This window comes from Paraburkholderia ginsengisoli NBRC 100965 (assembly GCF_000739735.1).
In the GTDB taxonomy this organism is placed as follows: Bacteria; Pseudomonadota; Gammaproteobacteria; order Burkholderiales; family Burkholderiaceae; genus Paraburkholderia; species Paraburkholderia ginsengisoli.
Map to the genome: position 1 here is coordinate 318584 of NZ_BBJF01000009.1, position 14194 is coordinate 332777.

Consider the following 14194-nt stretch of genomic DNA (forward strand, 5'->3'; position numbering starts at 1 on the left):
TAACTATTCAGGCGCCGCAAGACACTGCGCGATTTGCGCGGCGTCCACGCGCGCCAGATCGTCCTGATACTTGAGCAGCACACCGAGCGTGTTCTGCACCGACTGCGGGTCGAGTTCCGTCACCGACAGCGCCTCCAACGCGCGGCACCAGTCGATCGTTTCGGCGATGCCGGGCGCCTTGAACAGATCCATGCCGCGCAGCCGATGCACGAAATCGACCGCGCGCCGCTGCAATTCCGCCGACGTGTGCGGCGCGCGTGCCGCGACGATTTCCAGTTCCCGATCGCGCTCGGGATAGCCGATCCATTGATAGAGGCAGCGGCGCTTCAACGCGTCGTGCACTTCGCGCGTGCGGTTCGACGTCATCACGACGAGCGGCGGTTGCGCCGCGCGCACGGTGCCGTACTCGGGAATCGACACCTGGAAGTCCGACAGCAGTTCCAGCAGGAACGCTTCGAACGGTTCATCGGCGCGGTCGATCTCATCGATCAGCAGCACGCGCCGCGCGCCGGGGTGATGTTCGTCTGGCATCAGCGCCTGCAATAGCGGCCGCTTCAGCAGAAATTCGCCGCGATACAACGTGTCGTTGTCGGGATGTTCGCCGGCGGCTTCGGCGAGACGCAGCGCCATGATCTGGCGCGGGTAGTCCCACTCGTAGAGCGCGCTGGCCGTGTCGAGGCCCTCGTAGCATTGCAGCCGCAGCATCGTCGTACCGAGCATGCCCGCCGCGGCCTTCGCAAGCTCGGTCTTACCGACGCCCGGCTCGCCTTCGACGAACAACGGCCGCTCCATGCGCAACGCGAGATACAACGCGGTCGCCAGCTCGCGGCTGGCGAAATAGCGTTGGGCGGCGAGTTGCGCGAGGGTGTCGTCGATCGAGGCTGGCTGCATGGTGGTCCTGAATCTGCGCGCTGCTCGCGCGGTGATGCGCGACGCGGGCGAGACGCGCAGCGGGCGGGGCGGCGCCGCCACGCTTTGCGTCGCGTGTGATAGCGAAACGGCCGGCGTGCTGAAGCAGCAAAGCAGGCACGACAGCACGTCAGCCGCCGATAGCAAGGATCGCTAAGCGTTCGCCTTCGTCACCGCGCGTGCGGCCAGCACCGGGATCAGATGCGCGCGGTACTCGGCGCTCGCGTGCATGTCGGTGTTCAGATCGGCGGCCGACACGCTGACCGCGCGCGCGGCGTCCGGCGTGAAATTCGCCGACAGTGCGCTTTCCAGCTCCGGCACGCGAAATACCGATGACGCGGCGCCCGTCACCGCGACGCGCACGCCGCTCGCGAACTTTGCGACGAACACGCCGACCAGCGCAAAGTGCGACGCGGGATTGCGGAATTTCTCGTAGGCCGCGCGCTCGGGCACCGGAAACTCGACCGAAACGATCAACTCGTCAGGCTCAAGCGCGGTCTCGTACATGCCGACGAAGAAGTCGCTCGACGAGATGCGCCGCCGGTCGGTGACGATGGTCGCATCCAGCGCGAGCGCCGCCGCCGGATAGCAGGCGGCGGGGTCGTTGTTGGCCAGCGAGCCGCCGATCGTGCCGAGCGCGCGCACCTGGCGGTCGCCGATGTGCGCGGCGAGATCCGCAAGTCCCGGCGACACGCGCCGCAATTCGGCGTGATCGGCTACATCGGCATGACAGACGGCCGCGCCTATCGTCACTTTGTTGGCGTCGACGGCGATCGACTTGAGCGCGGCAATCCGCGTCACGTCGACCAGTTGCGACGGCTGCGCGAGACGCAGCCGCATCGTCGGCAAGAGGCTTTGGCCGCCGGCCAGAAACTTCGCGTCGCTGTCGGCGGTGAGAATGGCGGCGGCCGCTTGAGGATCCGTCGCGCGTTGATATTCGAATGAATACATGTCGATTGCTCCGCTCAGGATCTCAGAGGGTTTTCGCCGCCTGGCTTGCCGCGTGAATCGCGGACCATACGCGATGCGGCGTCGCCGGCATTTGCAGGTCGGTCACGCCGAGCGGCGCGAGCGCGTCGATGATCGCGTTGATCACCGCCGGCGGCGAGCCGATCGCGCCCGCCTCGCCGCAGCCTTTGACGCCGAGCGGATTGTGCGTACACGGTGTGCCTTTCGACGTCTCGACGGTGAAGTCCGGCAGATCGGACGCATGCGGCATCGCGTAGTCCATGTACGAGCCGGACAGCAACTGGCCGCTGTCGTTGTCGTACACGCAGCGCTCCAGCATCGCCTGGCCGATACCTTGCGCGAGGCCGCCATGCACTTGCCCTTCGACGATCATCGGATTGATCACGTTGCCGAAATCGTCCACTGCGGTGAACTGCTGGATGCGGCACACGCCTGTGTCCGGATCGACTTCGACCTCGCAGATGTACGCGCCCGATGGATACGTGAAGTTGCTCGGATCGTAGAACGCGCTTTCTTCGAGGCCCGGTTCGAGCACGTCGAGCGGATAGTTGTGCGGCACGTACGCGGCGAGCGAGATTTCGGCGAACGCCTTGGTGCGGTCGGTGCCCGCGACGCGGAACACGCCGTCCTTGAACTCGATGTCTTCGGCCGCGGCTTCGAGCAGATGCGCGGCGATCTTCTTTGCCTTCGTTTCGATCTTGTCGAGCGCCTTCATGATCGCCGAACCGCCGACCGCGATCGAGCGCGAGCCATACGTGCCCATGCCGAACGGAATCCGGCCGGTGTCGCCGTGGACGATCTCGACGCTTTCCAGCGCAATGCCGAGCCGGTCGGCGACCACTTGCGCGAAGGTCGTCTCGTGTCCCTGGCCATGACTGTGGGAGCCGGTGAACACGGTGACCGAGCCCGTGGGATGCACGCGAATCTGGCCGACTTCGAACAGACCTGCGCGCGCGCCGAGCGCGCCCGCGATGTTCGACGGTGCGAGGCCGCATGCTTCGATGTAGCACGAGTAGCCCAGACCGCGCCGCTTGCCATTTCTTTCGGATTCCTGCCGACGTGCTTCGAAGCCTTTGACGTCCGCGAGTTCGAGCGAGCGCGCGAGGATGGTTTCGTAGTCGCCGGTGTCGTAGGTGAGGCCCACTGGCGTCGCGTATGGAAACTCGCGGATGAAATTGCGGCGGCGGATTTCCGCCGGATCGAGCTTCATCTCGCGCGCAGCGGTTTCGACGAGGCGCTCCACGACGTAGGTCGCTTCAGGGCGGCCCGCGCCGCGATAGGCGTCGACGGGGACGGTGTGGGTGAAGACCGCTTTCACTTCCGCGTAGATCGCGGGGGTCGCGTACTGGCCGGCGAGCAACGTCGCGTACAGTATGGTCGGCACGCTCGACGCGAACGTCGACAGGTACGCGCCCATGTTCGCAATCGTGTGGATGCGCATCGCGAGGAACTTGCCGTCCGCGTCCATCGCGAGTTCGGCTTTCGTCACATGATCGCGGCCGTGCGCATCGGAGACGAACGCTTCCGAGCGCTCGGCGGTCCATTTCACCGGCCGGCGGATCTTCTTCGAGGCCCACGTCAGCGCGACGTCTTCGGCGTACAGGAAGATCTTCGAGCCGAAGCCGCCGCCGACGTCCGGCGCGATCACGCGCAGTTTCGATTCCGGCAGCGACAGCACGAACGCGGCCATCAACAGACGCTCGACGTGCGGATTCTGATTCGCGACGTACAGCGTGTAGCTGTCGTCCTGCACCGAGTAGCTCGCGTTGACCGCGCGCGGTTCGATCGCGTTCGGGATCAGCCGGTTGTTGACGATGTCGAGCGTGGTGACGTGCGCGGCTTTGGCGAACGCGGCGTCGGTTGCGGCTTTGTCGCCGTGGCCCCAGTTGTAGCAGACGTTGTCGGGCACTTCGTCGTGAACCGCGGGCTGTCCGGCGTCGGCCGCATGCGCCGTGTCGACCACGGCCGGCAGCACGTCGTAGTCGACTTCGATCAGTTCGGCGGCGTCTTTCGCGGCCTTGATCGAATCGGCGATCACGAGCGCGACCTGGTCGCCGACGTGCCGGACTTTCGTATGCGCGATGATCGGATGCGGCGGCTCGTTCATCGGCTTGCCGTCGGTGCTGTGGATCAGCCAGCCGCACGGCAGGCCGCCGACGTTCTCCGCGGCCATGTCCGCGCCGGTGAAGATCGCGACCACGCCCGGCGACTGTTTGGCGGCCGCGATGTCGATGCTGTTGATCTTCGCGTGCGCGTGCGGCGAGCGCAGAAAGATCGCGTAGGTTTGCTGGGGCAGGACGATGTCGTCGGTGTACTGGCCGTTGCCGGTCAGAAACCGGTAGTCTTCCTTACGTTCGACGGATGCGCCGATGAGGTGGGTGTCGGGTGCGTTCATCGTCGGCTCCTCAGGCGGTGGCCGGCGCGGCGGCCGTGGCGGTGGTCGCTGCGTCGGCACTGGCGCTGGCCGTGCCGGCGGACTTCATGCCTTTGGCGCCTTCGAGGACTGCCTTGACGATGTTGTGATAGCCCGTACAGCGGCACAGATTGCCGTCGAGCTGGCTGCGCACGTCGTCGCCGGTGAGATCGGGCTGACGTTCGACGAGCGACACCGCGCTCATCACCATGCCGGGCGTACAGAAGCCGCACTGTAGACCGTGGCAGTGTTTGAAAGCGGCTTGCATTGGGTGCAGTGAGCCGTTCTGCGCGAGCCCTTCGATAGTGGTGACCGTTGCGCCTTCGGCTTGCACCGCGAGGATGTTGCAGGATTTGATCGCGCGTCCGTTCAGGTGGACCGTGCAGGCGCCGCACTGGGCCGTATCGCAGCCGACGTGTGTGCCGGTGAGGCGAAGTTGGTCGCGCAGGAACTGGACAAGTAGGGTGCCGGGGTCGATTGAGGCGCTGATGGGCGCGCCGTTCACCGTCAGACTGATGCTGATCGCCATGAACTGTCTCCTGTCGACCAGAGTGAGCGCTTGAGCGGTTACTCTGGTCCCATGCAAGTGATTGCTGATTGGGGTGAGACCGGACCTTTTATTTCTTTCCTTCAGCTGCCTGTTCGTGGGGTCCGATACGGGTGCTTCGGTTTTTATGAGTCTGCCGAAAAGTAAAGCACAAATCGGGCGGGCGCGCTATGAGGGGAAGTGTGCGACACGGTTCTGGTGTTTGTTCTTCTAGGTGGAGGTTGGCCTTTCCTTGAGGTCACGGTGGTCTATTGGTGCCGCCCCGCACAGGGGCAACGCTGAAAGACCACCGTGAAATCAAGGAAAGGCCAACCCCGAGAGAACACAACCAACTCAGCGCCGCACAGGCAAAAAACCTTCACTTCGCAAGCTTCGAATTCCGCCGCGAATAACCAAAATAAACAACCATCCCGATCAGCAACCAGATAGCAAAAGCAGCCCAAGTCACGCCTTGAAGATTAAGCATCAAAAACAGACAAGACGCCACAGCCAAAACCGGCACAACCGGCACACCCGGACACCGAAACGCCCGCGGCAGCTCAGGATGCGTCTTACGCAAAACAAGCACCGCAATCGACACCATCGAAAACGCGGCCAACGTGCCGATATTGATCAGCTCCGCCAGCACATTCAACGGTACCAACGCCCCGATCAGCCCGAAGAAAATCCCCACCAGCCACGTAGTGAAAAACGGCGTCGCAAAACGCGGATGCAACCGCGACAACCGCGCCGGCAACAACCCGTCGCGCGACATCGCGAAGATCACGCGCGTCTGACCATAGGCCATCACCAGAATCACGGTCAACATGCCCAGCACGGCGCCGAGGTCGATAAAACCCGCGACCCACGTCTGCCCGGCTTCCTGCAACGCATACGACACCGGATGCGAAATATTGGCGAACTTCGCCGACGGCACGATGCCCGTGACCACCGCCGCCACCGCGACGTACAGCACCGCGCACACACCGAGTGACGCGATAATGCCGACCGGCAGATCGCGCTTCGGATTCTTCACCTCTTCCGATGCCGACGACACCGCATCGAAGCCAATGAACGCGAAGAACATCACCGCCGCCGCGCCGAACACGCCGTTCCAGCCGTTCGGCATGAACGGATGCCAGTTGGCCGGCGTCACGTGGAATACGCCCACGGCAATCACCAGCAGCACCACGGTCACCTTGATCGCCACCATGATGTTATTGATCCGCGCGGATTCGCGAATGCCGACCGACAAGAGTGCGGTAATCGCCATCATCACGAGGAACGCGGGCAGGTTGAACAGCGTGTGGTGACCCGGCACCGCACCCGGCGCAGCACTCAGCGCGACCGGCAGCGAAATGCCGAACCCCGACAGCAGCGACTGCAGATAGCCCGACCAGCCGACCGATACCGCCGACGTCGCCAGCCCGTATTCAAGCATCAGGTCCCAGCCGATAATCCACGCGGCCAACTCGCCGAGCGTCGCGTACGAATACGTATAGATGGATCCGGCGACCGGAATCGTCGACGCGAATTCCGCGTACGAAAGCGCGGCGAATCCGCAAGCGATCGCCGCGATGATAAACGAGAGCATCAGCGCCGGGCCGGCTTGGACCGCCCCCGTGCCGGTCAGCACAAAAATGCCGGTGCCGATGATGGCGCCGACACCGAGGAAGGTCAGATCGAGCGCGCCGAGCGCCTTTTTCAGGCCGGCGTTCTGAGCGCTCGTCGCGATCATATGCTCGACGCTCTTTTTGCGAAACAGGGACATTGGCGTGGGTCTCCAGTAGTGCACGCGTGTTGCGCGCCGAATGTCGGGAAACCCACGATTTTAACGGATACGAGTCGCCACTTATTTTGGGACAGCATGCCGGTTGCTTGGGCGATGGGCGGAAACCCCCGGCCCGGCGAGCAGCGCGCGTGGTGTTCGTGCGCGACAGGCAGGGCGGCCGCAAAGCTTTCGCTCGATGCGCGAATAATGGGGAGGGAATCTCTCTTGCAAACGAGCCCGGGCGGCGGCGCGGTATTCAGCCGGCGCGGACCTGCGCCAACTCACGCGAGCGCGAACTGTCAGCCGGCCATCGCCGGATTCAGATCGACGAGGCGGTTGCTCATCACATAGAACGTGAGTTCGGCGTTGTTGCGCAGCTTCATTTTCTCGAGCAGGCGCGTGCGGTACACGCTGACCGTCTTCACCGACAGCGACAGCGCCGCCGCGATATCCGTCAGCCGTTTGCCCGACGCGAGCATGCACAGCGTCTGATATTCGCGGTCGGAGAGCTTTTCGTGCGGCAACTGCTCGCCGTCGAACGACACGTAGTCGGCCAGCGCTTCGGCCATCGCCGGGCTCACGTATTTGCGGCCCGCGGCGACCTGCTGGATCGCACAGATCATCTGCGCGGCGTCAACCGTCTTCGACAGGTAGCCGGCGGCCCCCGCTTTCAACGCGCGCACCGCATATTGATCCTCGCGGTACATCGAGAACATCAGCACCGCCACGCGCGGCGCCTTGCGCTTCAGGCGCTTCAACACTTCGACGCCGTTCATGTCGGGCAGCGAAATGTCGAGCAGCACGACGTCGTAGCTTTGCAGGCCGACGGCGGCGAGGGCTTCGGCGCCGCTTTGCGCCTCGATGACTTCGCGCGCCACTCCGCGGTCGAGCAGCAATTGACGGACGCCTTGGCGAACCACGGCGTGGTCCTCGGCGATCAGGATGCGCAGGCTCATGACGGCATGCTCACGATTGCAACGCGCGCCGCTCGGCGCGAGGCGCCGGCGCGAGCAACGCGTCCCACGCGAAGCGCGCCTGCACGAGCGTGCCGCGTGATGCGTGGCCATCGGCCGTGCTGTGCTGCGAACCGCTGCGGCGGCCGCTGACGCGCAGCGTGCCGTCGAACGCGGCGCAGCGCGCCTGCATGCCGCTCAGGCCGAAATGACCGGCCTCGCCCGCATGGCCTTGGCGCTGGCGAGCGCTGCGCGTGAGCCCGATGCCGTCGTCACTGACGAGCAGCGTGAGGTGGCGACGGCTGGTCTCGATGCGCACGTCGGCGGATTCGGCGCGCGCGTGCTTGACGATGTTGTTCAGCGCTTCCTGGGCGACGCGGAACACGGCCAGCGCCGCATCGGCGGGCAGGCGTGTGAGACGCGCGTCGGCGGCGCAGACGAAACTCGTGCGCAGTTGCGTGCGGCTCGCGAAGTCGGCAGTCCAGTGCGCCAGCGCGCCCGCGATGCCTATTTCCAGCGACGGCGCATGCAGTTCCGCGACGGCCTGGCGGCTCGCGGCGCACACGGCGTCAAGCGAGCGGTTCGCGACGGCGAGCGCGGCGGCGCATTGCGGAGGCGCGTCGGCGGGCAGCCAGGTTTCGACGCCAGCCAGCGCGAAGCGCGCTGCTGTCAGTTCGGCGCCCACGCCGTCGTGCAGCTCGCGCGCCACATGACGGCAGGCGGCTTCGTGCGCCCGCACGAGTTCGGCCGACAGTTCGCGCACCCGCGCGCGCAGTTGTGCGAGTTCGCGCCCGGCAGTTGCGGCGGGCGCGTCGAAGCCGTCACGAGCCGATGACGAAGAAAGCGGAGCGTTGAACGGGAGGACAGTCGACGTATCCATGAGTCTGCCTGTCAGGAAAGCGTGCGGGTAGCGAAGCGGATGCGCATCGGCGGCGCGAAGACGAAAGAACGCATGCGGGTCTCCAGCCTCCAGGCGTGGCCGTTACGCGTAACGCGCGACAGGCGAAACGCTATGGTGCGAGGTAACGAAATTTACATTCAGTAACAACTACGTCAGACCGCGACAGGTCGTCAAATTGACTGATCGTGCGGCGCGATGATATCTCAAAAACAATAAAAATGCAGTCGTACCAAGTGTTAGCGCCTACTCTTCAGGCAATGCTTGATGTTTATGAAACGCGCATATGTAGGAAGAATACCGACACCAAATGTCAAATGTACGGCGTGAATTTGTAACCGGCAACAAAAAAGGAGCCCGAAGGCTCCTTTCCGATGAATCCGCGGCGCGAGCCGCAAAAAGACTGCGCGTGGCTTAGCCGACGAACGCCTTTTCGACCACATAGTGACCCGGCGCGTTGTTGCTGCCTTCCTGGAAGCCCAGGTCGTCCAGCAGCTTGCGTGTGTCGCGCAGCATGTGCGGGCTGCCGCACAGCATCACGCGGTCGTCTTCGAGCGAGAAGCCCGGCACGCCGAGGTCGGCGAACAGCTTTTCGGTCTCGATCAGCTCGGTAATACGGCCGCGGTTCTGGAACGCTTCGCGCGTGACCGTCGGGTAGTACAGCAGCTTTTCCTGCACCAGTTCGCCCAGATGCTCGTGCGCCGGCAGGTGGTCGGTGATGTATTCCTTGTACGCCAGCTCGTCGACGAAACGGCAGGTGTGCGTGAGCACCACGCGCTCGTAACGGTCGTAAATGTCCGGATCTTTGATGATCGACATGAACGGCGCGAGGCCCGTACCGGTGGACAGCAGCCACAGCGTCTTGCCCGGCAGCAGGTTGTCGGCCATCAGCGTGCCGACCGGCTTCTTGCCGATCAACACTTCGTCGCCGACCTTCAGATGCTGCAAACGCGACGTGAGCGGGCCGTCCTGCACCTTGATGCTCAGGAACTCGAGATGTTCTTCGTAGTTCGCGCTTGCGAGGCTATAGGCGCGGATCAGCGGCTTGCCGTCAACTTCGAGGCCCACCATCGTGAACTGGCCGTTTTCGAAACGGAAACCCGGGTCGCGCGTGCAGGTGAAGCTGAAAAGCGTATCGGTCCAGTGATGGACGCTCAGGACGGTTTGTGAATTCAGGTTGCTCATGGCTTCTTGGATAGTGCGAAAACAAAGGCGGCCAGTCGTTTGAGCCGGCCGGCACGGCAAGGGCGATGCTGCGTTCACCCAAGGACGGGAGTCACGCGCAATCCGCTATTTTACCGCGCCCGCTGCCGGAGGGCGGCGGCGCGGCGGTTGAGCGTGATGATGCGGGTTGCCGGACCTGGAAGCGGTGGCGCCGGCTGTCGATACAATCGGGCGCCGCGAACGACGTTGGCGGGAATGCAGCCGCGCTTCAGCAAGGGTACGGCGATGGGCGAAAGCCGCGCTGGGCGGTTGCCATCGGCTGTCCGGCATGCGCCGGATAGGCGCGCCGCGCGGGCAACATGGTCGGAATCATACCGAAAGGCAGCGTGCGCTGCAGCATTGACCCTGCTGATAAAACTGGCAAATGGGGTAGAGAGAGCGAGGACGGATGGCGGTCCGACCGTCGTCGGTAAGCGCCGGGCCCTTTGCCCTTCGCGGTGCGCGAAGCGGGCGTTGTTGGTACACAAGAACGGACTCGCAGCGCCTGGATACCGATAAATCGTAAATTAGATGGGGATCCGCTCTTTATGTGCTTGGTTGACGCCGACTCGTGCGAAGGCCGGCAAGCGGTCCATCTGCCCGGTCTGAAACCGCCTGCACGCCCGTAAAGCCAGCCGACTCGGCGAGCAGCCTAAGCCGCTGCCGTCACCCGCTTTTTCCCGCGCTGCTTCAGCACGCGCGCCTGCAACACGATCACCAGCAGCAGGAACACCCCGCGAATCACCGACTGCCAGTAAGCCGACAAGCTGATGAAGCCCAGTCCGTTTTCGAAGTTCAGTAAGTTGAACACGAGCCCGAGCAGCAGCACGCCGGCGATCGTCATCGCCACCGAGCCTTCGCCGCCGGTGAGCAGCGTGCCGCCGAGCACCACAGCCGAAATCGCGAACAGCTCCCAGCCGACTCCCTCGTTCGGCTGTCCCGCGCCGAATTGCGCGGCGAGAATCACGCCCGCCATGCCTGCCAGCAGGCCGCTCACTGCATACGCCATCACGAGTGTGCGGTCGACGTTGAGCCCCATCAGCCGCGCCGCTTCCTCGCTGCCGCCGATCGCCAGTGAATGCCGGCCGAAGCGGCTGCTGCGCAACGCGAGCCAGCCTGCTACCGCGGCGACCGCCGCGACGATCCCCGGGATCGGCAGTCCGAACAGATCGCCCTGCCCGAAGTCGCCGAAGTTCGACTCCGCCGCAATCGACACCGCGTCGTTCCTGCCGAGCAGCAAAGCGACGCCGTGCGCGCCGAGGCTCGTCGCGAGCGTCACGATGAAGGGCAGGATTTTCAGCCGCGTGATGATCAGGCCGTTCAGCACGCCAACCGCGAGTCCCGCCGCGCAACCCGCCAGCACCGCGACCCAGCCGCCGTACACGCTGGTCAGCGCGGCGACGACGCTTGCCAGCGCGGCCACGGTGCCGACCGAGAGGTCGATACCGCCGGTGATGATCACGAACGCCATGCCGATGGAGATCAGCGCGAACATCGAGTTGTAGCGCCAGAACGACGTGATGTTGTACGCCGAGCCGAAATGCTCGTAGCGCACGAGGCCGAAGACGACCAGGGCCGCGAGCGCGAGCAGGATAGGTAGATTCTTTTTCATCGCATCGAGTCCGGAGAGGGCGTTAGCGCGAGCGCCGTTGCACATAAACGGCCGCGACGATAATGCCGGCCTTCACCACCAGCGCCGCCGCGTCCGGAATGCCGTGCGCGAGCAGGGTGTAGCGCAGCAACTGGATGATCAGCGCGCCGATCAGCGTGCCGCCGATGTACGCCTTGCCGCCCGTCAGCGCGGTACCGCCGACGGCCACCGCCGCAATCGCATCGAGTTCGACGCCGAGGCCGACCACGTTCGCATCGGAAGACGAATTCACCGAGATCGAGATCAGTCCGGCGAGACCTGCGAGCGCCGCGCACAACGTGTAGGCGATCAGCTTCACGGTGGCGGTCGGCACGCCGCACAGGTACGCGGCTTTTTCGTTGCCGCCGGTGATCAGCAGATACTGGCCGAACAGCGTCTTGCGCACGACCCACGCGAACAACACGACCAGCGCGAGCATCAGCAGCACCTGGAACGGCACGCCCGCGATCTTGCCGAGCGCGATCCACTGGAAGGCCGGCGTGTTGAACGCTTGCAGGCTGCCGTCGGTGACGACTTGCGCGATCCCGCGTCCGGCGATGAACAGCACCAGCGTCGCGACAATCGGCTGGACGGATAGCCTCGTCACCAGCAAGCCGTTGAACACGCCGCACAACGCGGCGGCCAGCACCGGCAGCACGAATGCGAGCGCGATGCCGCCGGGCCCCGGTATGTTGAGGAACAGCATCGGCGCGAGCGCGCCGGAGATCGCCATCGACGCGCCCACCGACAGGTCGATCCCACCCGTCGCTACCACCAGCGTCATGCCGATGCCGACGATCACGATCGTCACCACCTGGGTCATGTTCACGTTGAAGGTTTGCAGCGACCAGAAGTGCGGCGTGAAGATCAGATTGAACAGCACCATCGCGAGCAGCACGATGACTTCGCGCTGCATCGCCAGTTGCCGCCATTTGCGCACCGTGCTCGCGGAAGTGGCGCCGGGCGCGGCGCTGAGGGTTGCGGCGGTGTCGACGGGGCGCGCCGGGTCGGTTTGCAACGATTCGGTGTGCAGCTTAAGCGCCATGACGGTCGCCCTCCAACGCGTCTTCGATATGGGCGGCGTTGGCGGTTTGCGCCGCTTCCGCCAGTTGCGAATGTCCTTCGCTGCCGTAGGCGATCGCGTCCATGATCGCGGTCTCGCTCATGTCGGCGCCGTTCAGTTCGGCGACGGTGCGGCCGTCGCGGATCACCACCGCGCGGTCCGCCACGGCAGTCAGCTCTTCCAGTTCCGATGCGGACAGCAGCACCGCCAGCCCCGCGTCGCGCAACTCGCGCACGATCTTCGCGACGTCGGCCTTGGCGCCGACGTCGATGCCGCGCGTCGGTTCGTCGAGCAACAGCAGCGAAGGTTCGGCGGCAAGCCAGCGCGCGAGCAGCACCTTCTGCTGATTGCCGCCCGACAGTTCGCGGATCGGTTGATCGGCGGAGCGCAGCTTGATGCCGAGCGACGCGATGAAACGGTCGACGATCGCCTGCTGTTTCTTCACGTCGACCACGCCGTTCTTCGCGAGCGTGCGCAGGCACACCAGCGTGAGGTTGTCGCGCACCGACAGTTCGGGGACGATCCCTTCCCCCTTGCGGTCTTCGGTGAGATACGCGAGGCCGCGCCCGATCGCGTCCTGCGGCGACTTCAACGTGACCGCCGCGCCGTCGATCGACAGCGAGCCGCGCTCCAGCGGATCGGCGCCGAACATCAGCCGCATGGTCTCGGTGCGGCCCGAACCGAGCAGGCCCGCAAGACCCACCGCTTCACCCGCATGCACTTCGAGCGACACGTCGCTCACCTTCGGATGCGCGCTCAACTGGGTCGCGGCAATCGCCTGCTTGCCACGACGCGCGAGGTTTGCTTCGCGCGACGCGGTGTCTTCCTGCACGACGGCAGCGAGTGTGCGGCCGAGCATCGTCGTGACGAGTTGCAGTTTGTCCATGTCGGCCATCGTGCTTTGCGCGACCGTCTGGCCGTCGCGCATGACGGTGACGCGATCGCACAGCGCGTAGAGTTCGTCGAGCCGGTGGGAGACGAAGATCACCGCACGGCCGTCGTCGCGCAGCTTGCGCACCACGGTGAAGAGCAACTCCACTTCGCGCTCGTCGAGCGACGAGGTGGACTCGTCCATGATCACCATCTTCGCGTCCGACGACACCGCGCGCGCGAGCGCCACCATCTGCTGGATCGCGGTCGAATAGCGGCCGACCGGTTTCTTCACGTCGATCTGCAGACCGAACGATTCGAGCAGCGCGGCGGCGCGCTGCTGCACCGCGCGCCAGTCGATCAGACCGAAGCGGCGCGGCTCGCGGCCGAGGAAAATATTTTCCGCCACCGAGCGGAACGGCACCAGGTTGATCTCCTGATAGATCGTGCTGATGCCGGCTTCGCGCGCCTGCTTGGGCGTGCGGAAATCGACTTCGCGGCCTTCGAAGCGCACGCTGCCCGAACCGCGCCGATACGCGCCGGTCAGGATCTTGATCATCGTCGATTTGCCGGCGCCGTTCTGGCCGATCAGCGCGTGCACCTCGCCCGCGGCGACGCTCAGATTCGCGCCGCGCAACGCGGGTACGCCGCCGAAGCTGATGCCGATGTCCTGCATCTCGAGCAGCGGCGAATGGGTAAGGGGGGAGTGGGGTGTCTCTTTGCCGGATTCCGTCACGGAGTCCTCCTGATGCGGGTGCTGCTCAGGCACGCACGGACGAGTCGCCGTGCGTGTCCGGGCTTGATGCAGGGGCGTGGCCGAAGCTTCGCGGTTGGGTCATTCGCGTTTGGGTCATGTTACGCCGCATAAGTTACGCGGCATAAAAGCGAAGCGACGGTCCGTGCAGTCACGGGCGCGTCGCTTCGAACCCTTCCCGTCACCCGCTTCGTCGAGGAGACATCTTCAAAGCGGGTGACTTCCTGCCTGCAAC

Annotated in this window: 12 protein-coding genes; 1 reads left to right on the plus strand and 11 read right to left on the minus strand. The window is 64.8% G+C overall.

The genetic code is table 11. The features are described from left to right. Positions 1-3 precede the first annotated feature (3 nt). Positions 4-891 (minus strand): AAA family ATPase, encoded by an 888-nt coding sequence (locus BGI01S_RS18105; protein ID WP_042327330.1) that lies wholly within the window; start codon positions 889-891, stop codon positions 4-6. Between BGI01S_RS18105 and BGI01S_RS30280 the strand changes: the two genes are divergently transcribed. Then, positions 890-1066 (plus strand): hypothetical protein, encoded by a 177-nt coding sequence (locus BGI01S_RS30280; protein WP_157004219.1) that lies wholly within the window; start codon positions 890-892, stop codon positions 1064-1066. The two genes, BGI01S_RS18105 and BGI01S_RS30280, sit on opposite strands and share 2 nt — an antisense overlap. On the opposite strand, the gene BGI01S_RS18110 is transcribed toward BGI01S_RS30280, so the two are convergent. From BGI01S_RS18110 to BGI01S_RS18155, 10 genes are all read right to left on the minus strand, one after another. After that, a complete protein-coding gene (locus BGI01S_RS18110; RefSeq protein WP_042327332.1) occupies positions 1063-1860 on the minus strand; it encodes an FAD binding domain-containing protein in 798 nt (265 codons plus the stop codon). The genes BGI01S_RS30280 and BGI01S_RS18110 overlap by 4 nt on opposite strands. Positions 1861-1882: 22 nt before the next feature. Beyond that, on the minus strand, positions 1883-4273 hold the full coding sequence (locus BGI01S_RS18115) for a xanthine dehydrogenase family protein molybdopterin-binding subunit (protein WP_042327333.1): 2391 nt from the start codon (positions 4271-4273) through the stop codon (positions 1883-1885). Positions 4274-4283: 10 nt separating this feature from the next. Further along, on the minus strand, positions 4284-4820 hold the full coding sequence (locus BGI01S_RS18120) for a (2Fe-2S)-binding protein (RefSeq protein ID WP_042327334.1): 537 nt from the start codon (positions 4818-4820) through the stop codon (positions 4284-4286). Positions 4821-5196: 376 nt separating this feature from the next. Further along, complete coding sequence (locus tag BGI01S_RS18125; RefSeq protein WP_042327335.1) at positions 5197-6588, minus strand: amino acid permease; 1392 nt, start codon at positions 6586-6588, stop codon at positions 5197-5199. A gap of 299 nt (positions 6589-6887) precedes the next feature. Continuing rightward, on the minus strand, positions 6888-7544 hold the full coding sequence (gene rqpR / locus BGI01S_RS18130) for a response regulator transcription factor RqpR (RefSeq protein ID WP_042327336.1): 657 nt from the start codon (positions 7542-7544) through the stop codon (positions 6888-6890). 10 nt (positions 7545-7554) lie between these two features. Further along, positions 7555-8421, minus strand: a complete 867-nt coding sequence (locus tag BGI01S_RS18135; protein ID WP_042327337.1) for a sensor histidine kinase — start codon at positions 8419-8421, stop codon at positions 7555-7557. A 432-nt stretch (positions 8422-8853) separates the two neighbouring features. Beyond that, positions 8854-9624: a ferredoxin--NADP reductase gene (locus tag BGI01S_RS18140; RefSeq protein WP_042327338.1), complete on the minus strand. Its 771-nt coding sequence runs from the start codon at positions 9622-9624 to the stop codon at positions 8854-8856. 670 nt (positions 9625-10294) lie between these two features. After that, a complete protein-coding gene (locus tag BGI01S_RS18145) occupies positions 10295-11254 on the minus strand; it encodes an ABC transporter permease (RefSeq protein WP_042327339.1) in 960 nt (319 codons plus the stop codon). Positions 11255-11276: 22 nt separating this feature from the next. Beyond that, positions 11277-12317, minus strand: a complete 1041-nt coding sequence (locus tag BGI01S_RS18150) for an ABC transporter permease (RefSeq protein ID WP_174447420.1) — start codon at positions 12315-12317, stop codon at positions 11277-11279. Further along, positions 12307-13881, minus strand: coding sequence for a sugar ABC transporter ATP-binding protein (locus BGI01S_RS18155; protein ID WP_167335662.1), 1575 nt, complete (start codon positions 13879-13881; stop codon positions 12307-12309). Before BGI01S_RS18155 ends, BGI01S_RS18150 begins: the two co-directional genes overlap by 11 nt. Positions 13882-14194: the final 313 nt, after the last annotated feature.

Bases quoted from the DNA above. Each gene is read 5' to 3' on its own strand.
- BGI01S_RS30280 (WP_157004219.1), top strand. From the start codon at position 890: ATGGTGGTCCTGAATCTGCGCGCTGCTCGCGCGGTGATGCGCGACGCG.
- BGI01S_RS18105 (WP_042327330.1), bottom strand. From the start codon at position 891: ATGCAGCCAGCCTCGATCGACGACACCCTCGCGCAACTCGCCGCCCAA.
- BGI01S_RS18110 (WP_042327332.1), bottom strand. From the start codon at position 1,860: ATGTATTCATTCGAATATCAACGCGCGACGGATCCTCAAGCGGCCGCC.
- BGI01S_RS18115 (WP_042327333.1), bottom strand. From the start codon at position 4,273: ATGAACGCACCCGACACCCACCTCATCGGCGCATCCGTCGAACGTAAG.
- BGI01S_RS18120 (WP_042327334.1), bottom strand. From the start codon at position 4,820: ATGGCGATCAGCATCAGTCTGACGGTGAACGGCGCGCCCATCAGCGCC.
- BGI01S_RS18125 (WP_042327335.1), bottom strand. From the start codon at position 6,588: ATGTCCCTGTTTCGCAAAAAGAGCGTCGAGCATATGATCGCGACGAGC.
- rqpR (WP_042327336.1), bottom strand. From the start codon at position 7,544: ATGAGCCTGCGCATCCTGATCGCCGAGGACCACGCCGTGGTTCGCCAA.
- BGI01S_RS18135 (WP_042327337.1), bottom strand. From the start codon at position 8,421: ATGGATACGTCGACTGTCCTCCCGTTCAACGCTCCGCTTTCTTCGTCA.
- BGI01S_RS18140 (WP_042327338.1), bottom strand. From the start codon at position 9,624: ATGAGCAACCTGAATTCACAAACCGTCCTGAGCGTCCATCACTGGACC.
- BGI01S_RS18145 (WP_042327339.1), bottom strand. From the start codon at position 11,254: ATGAAAAAGAATCTACCTATCCTGCTCGCGCTCGCGGCCCTGGTCGTC.
- BGI01S_RS18150 (WP_174447420.1), bottom strand. From the start codon at position 12,317: ATGGCGCTTAAGCTGCACACCGAATCGTTGCAAACCGACCCGGCGCGC.
- BGI01S_RS18155 (WP_167335662.1), bottom strand. From the start codon at position 13,881: ATGCAGGACATCGGCATCAGCTTCGGCGGCGTACCCGCGTTGCGCGGC.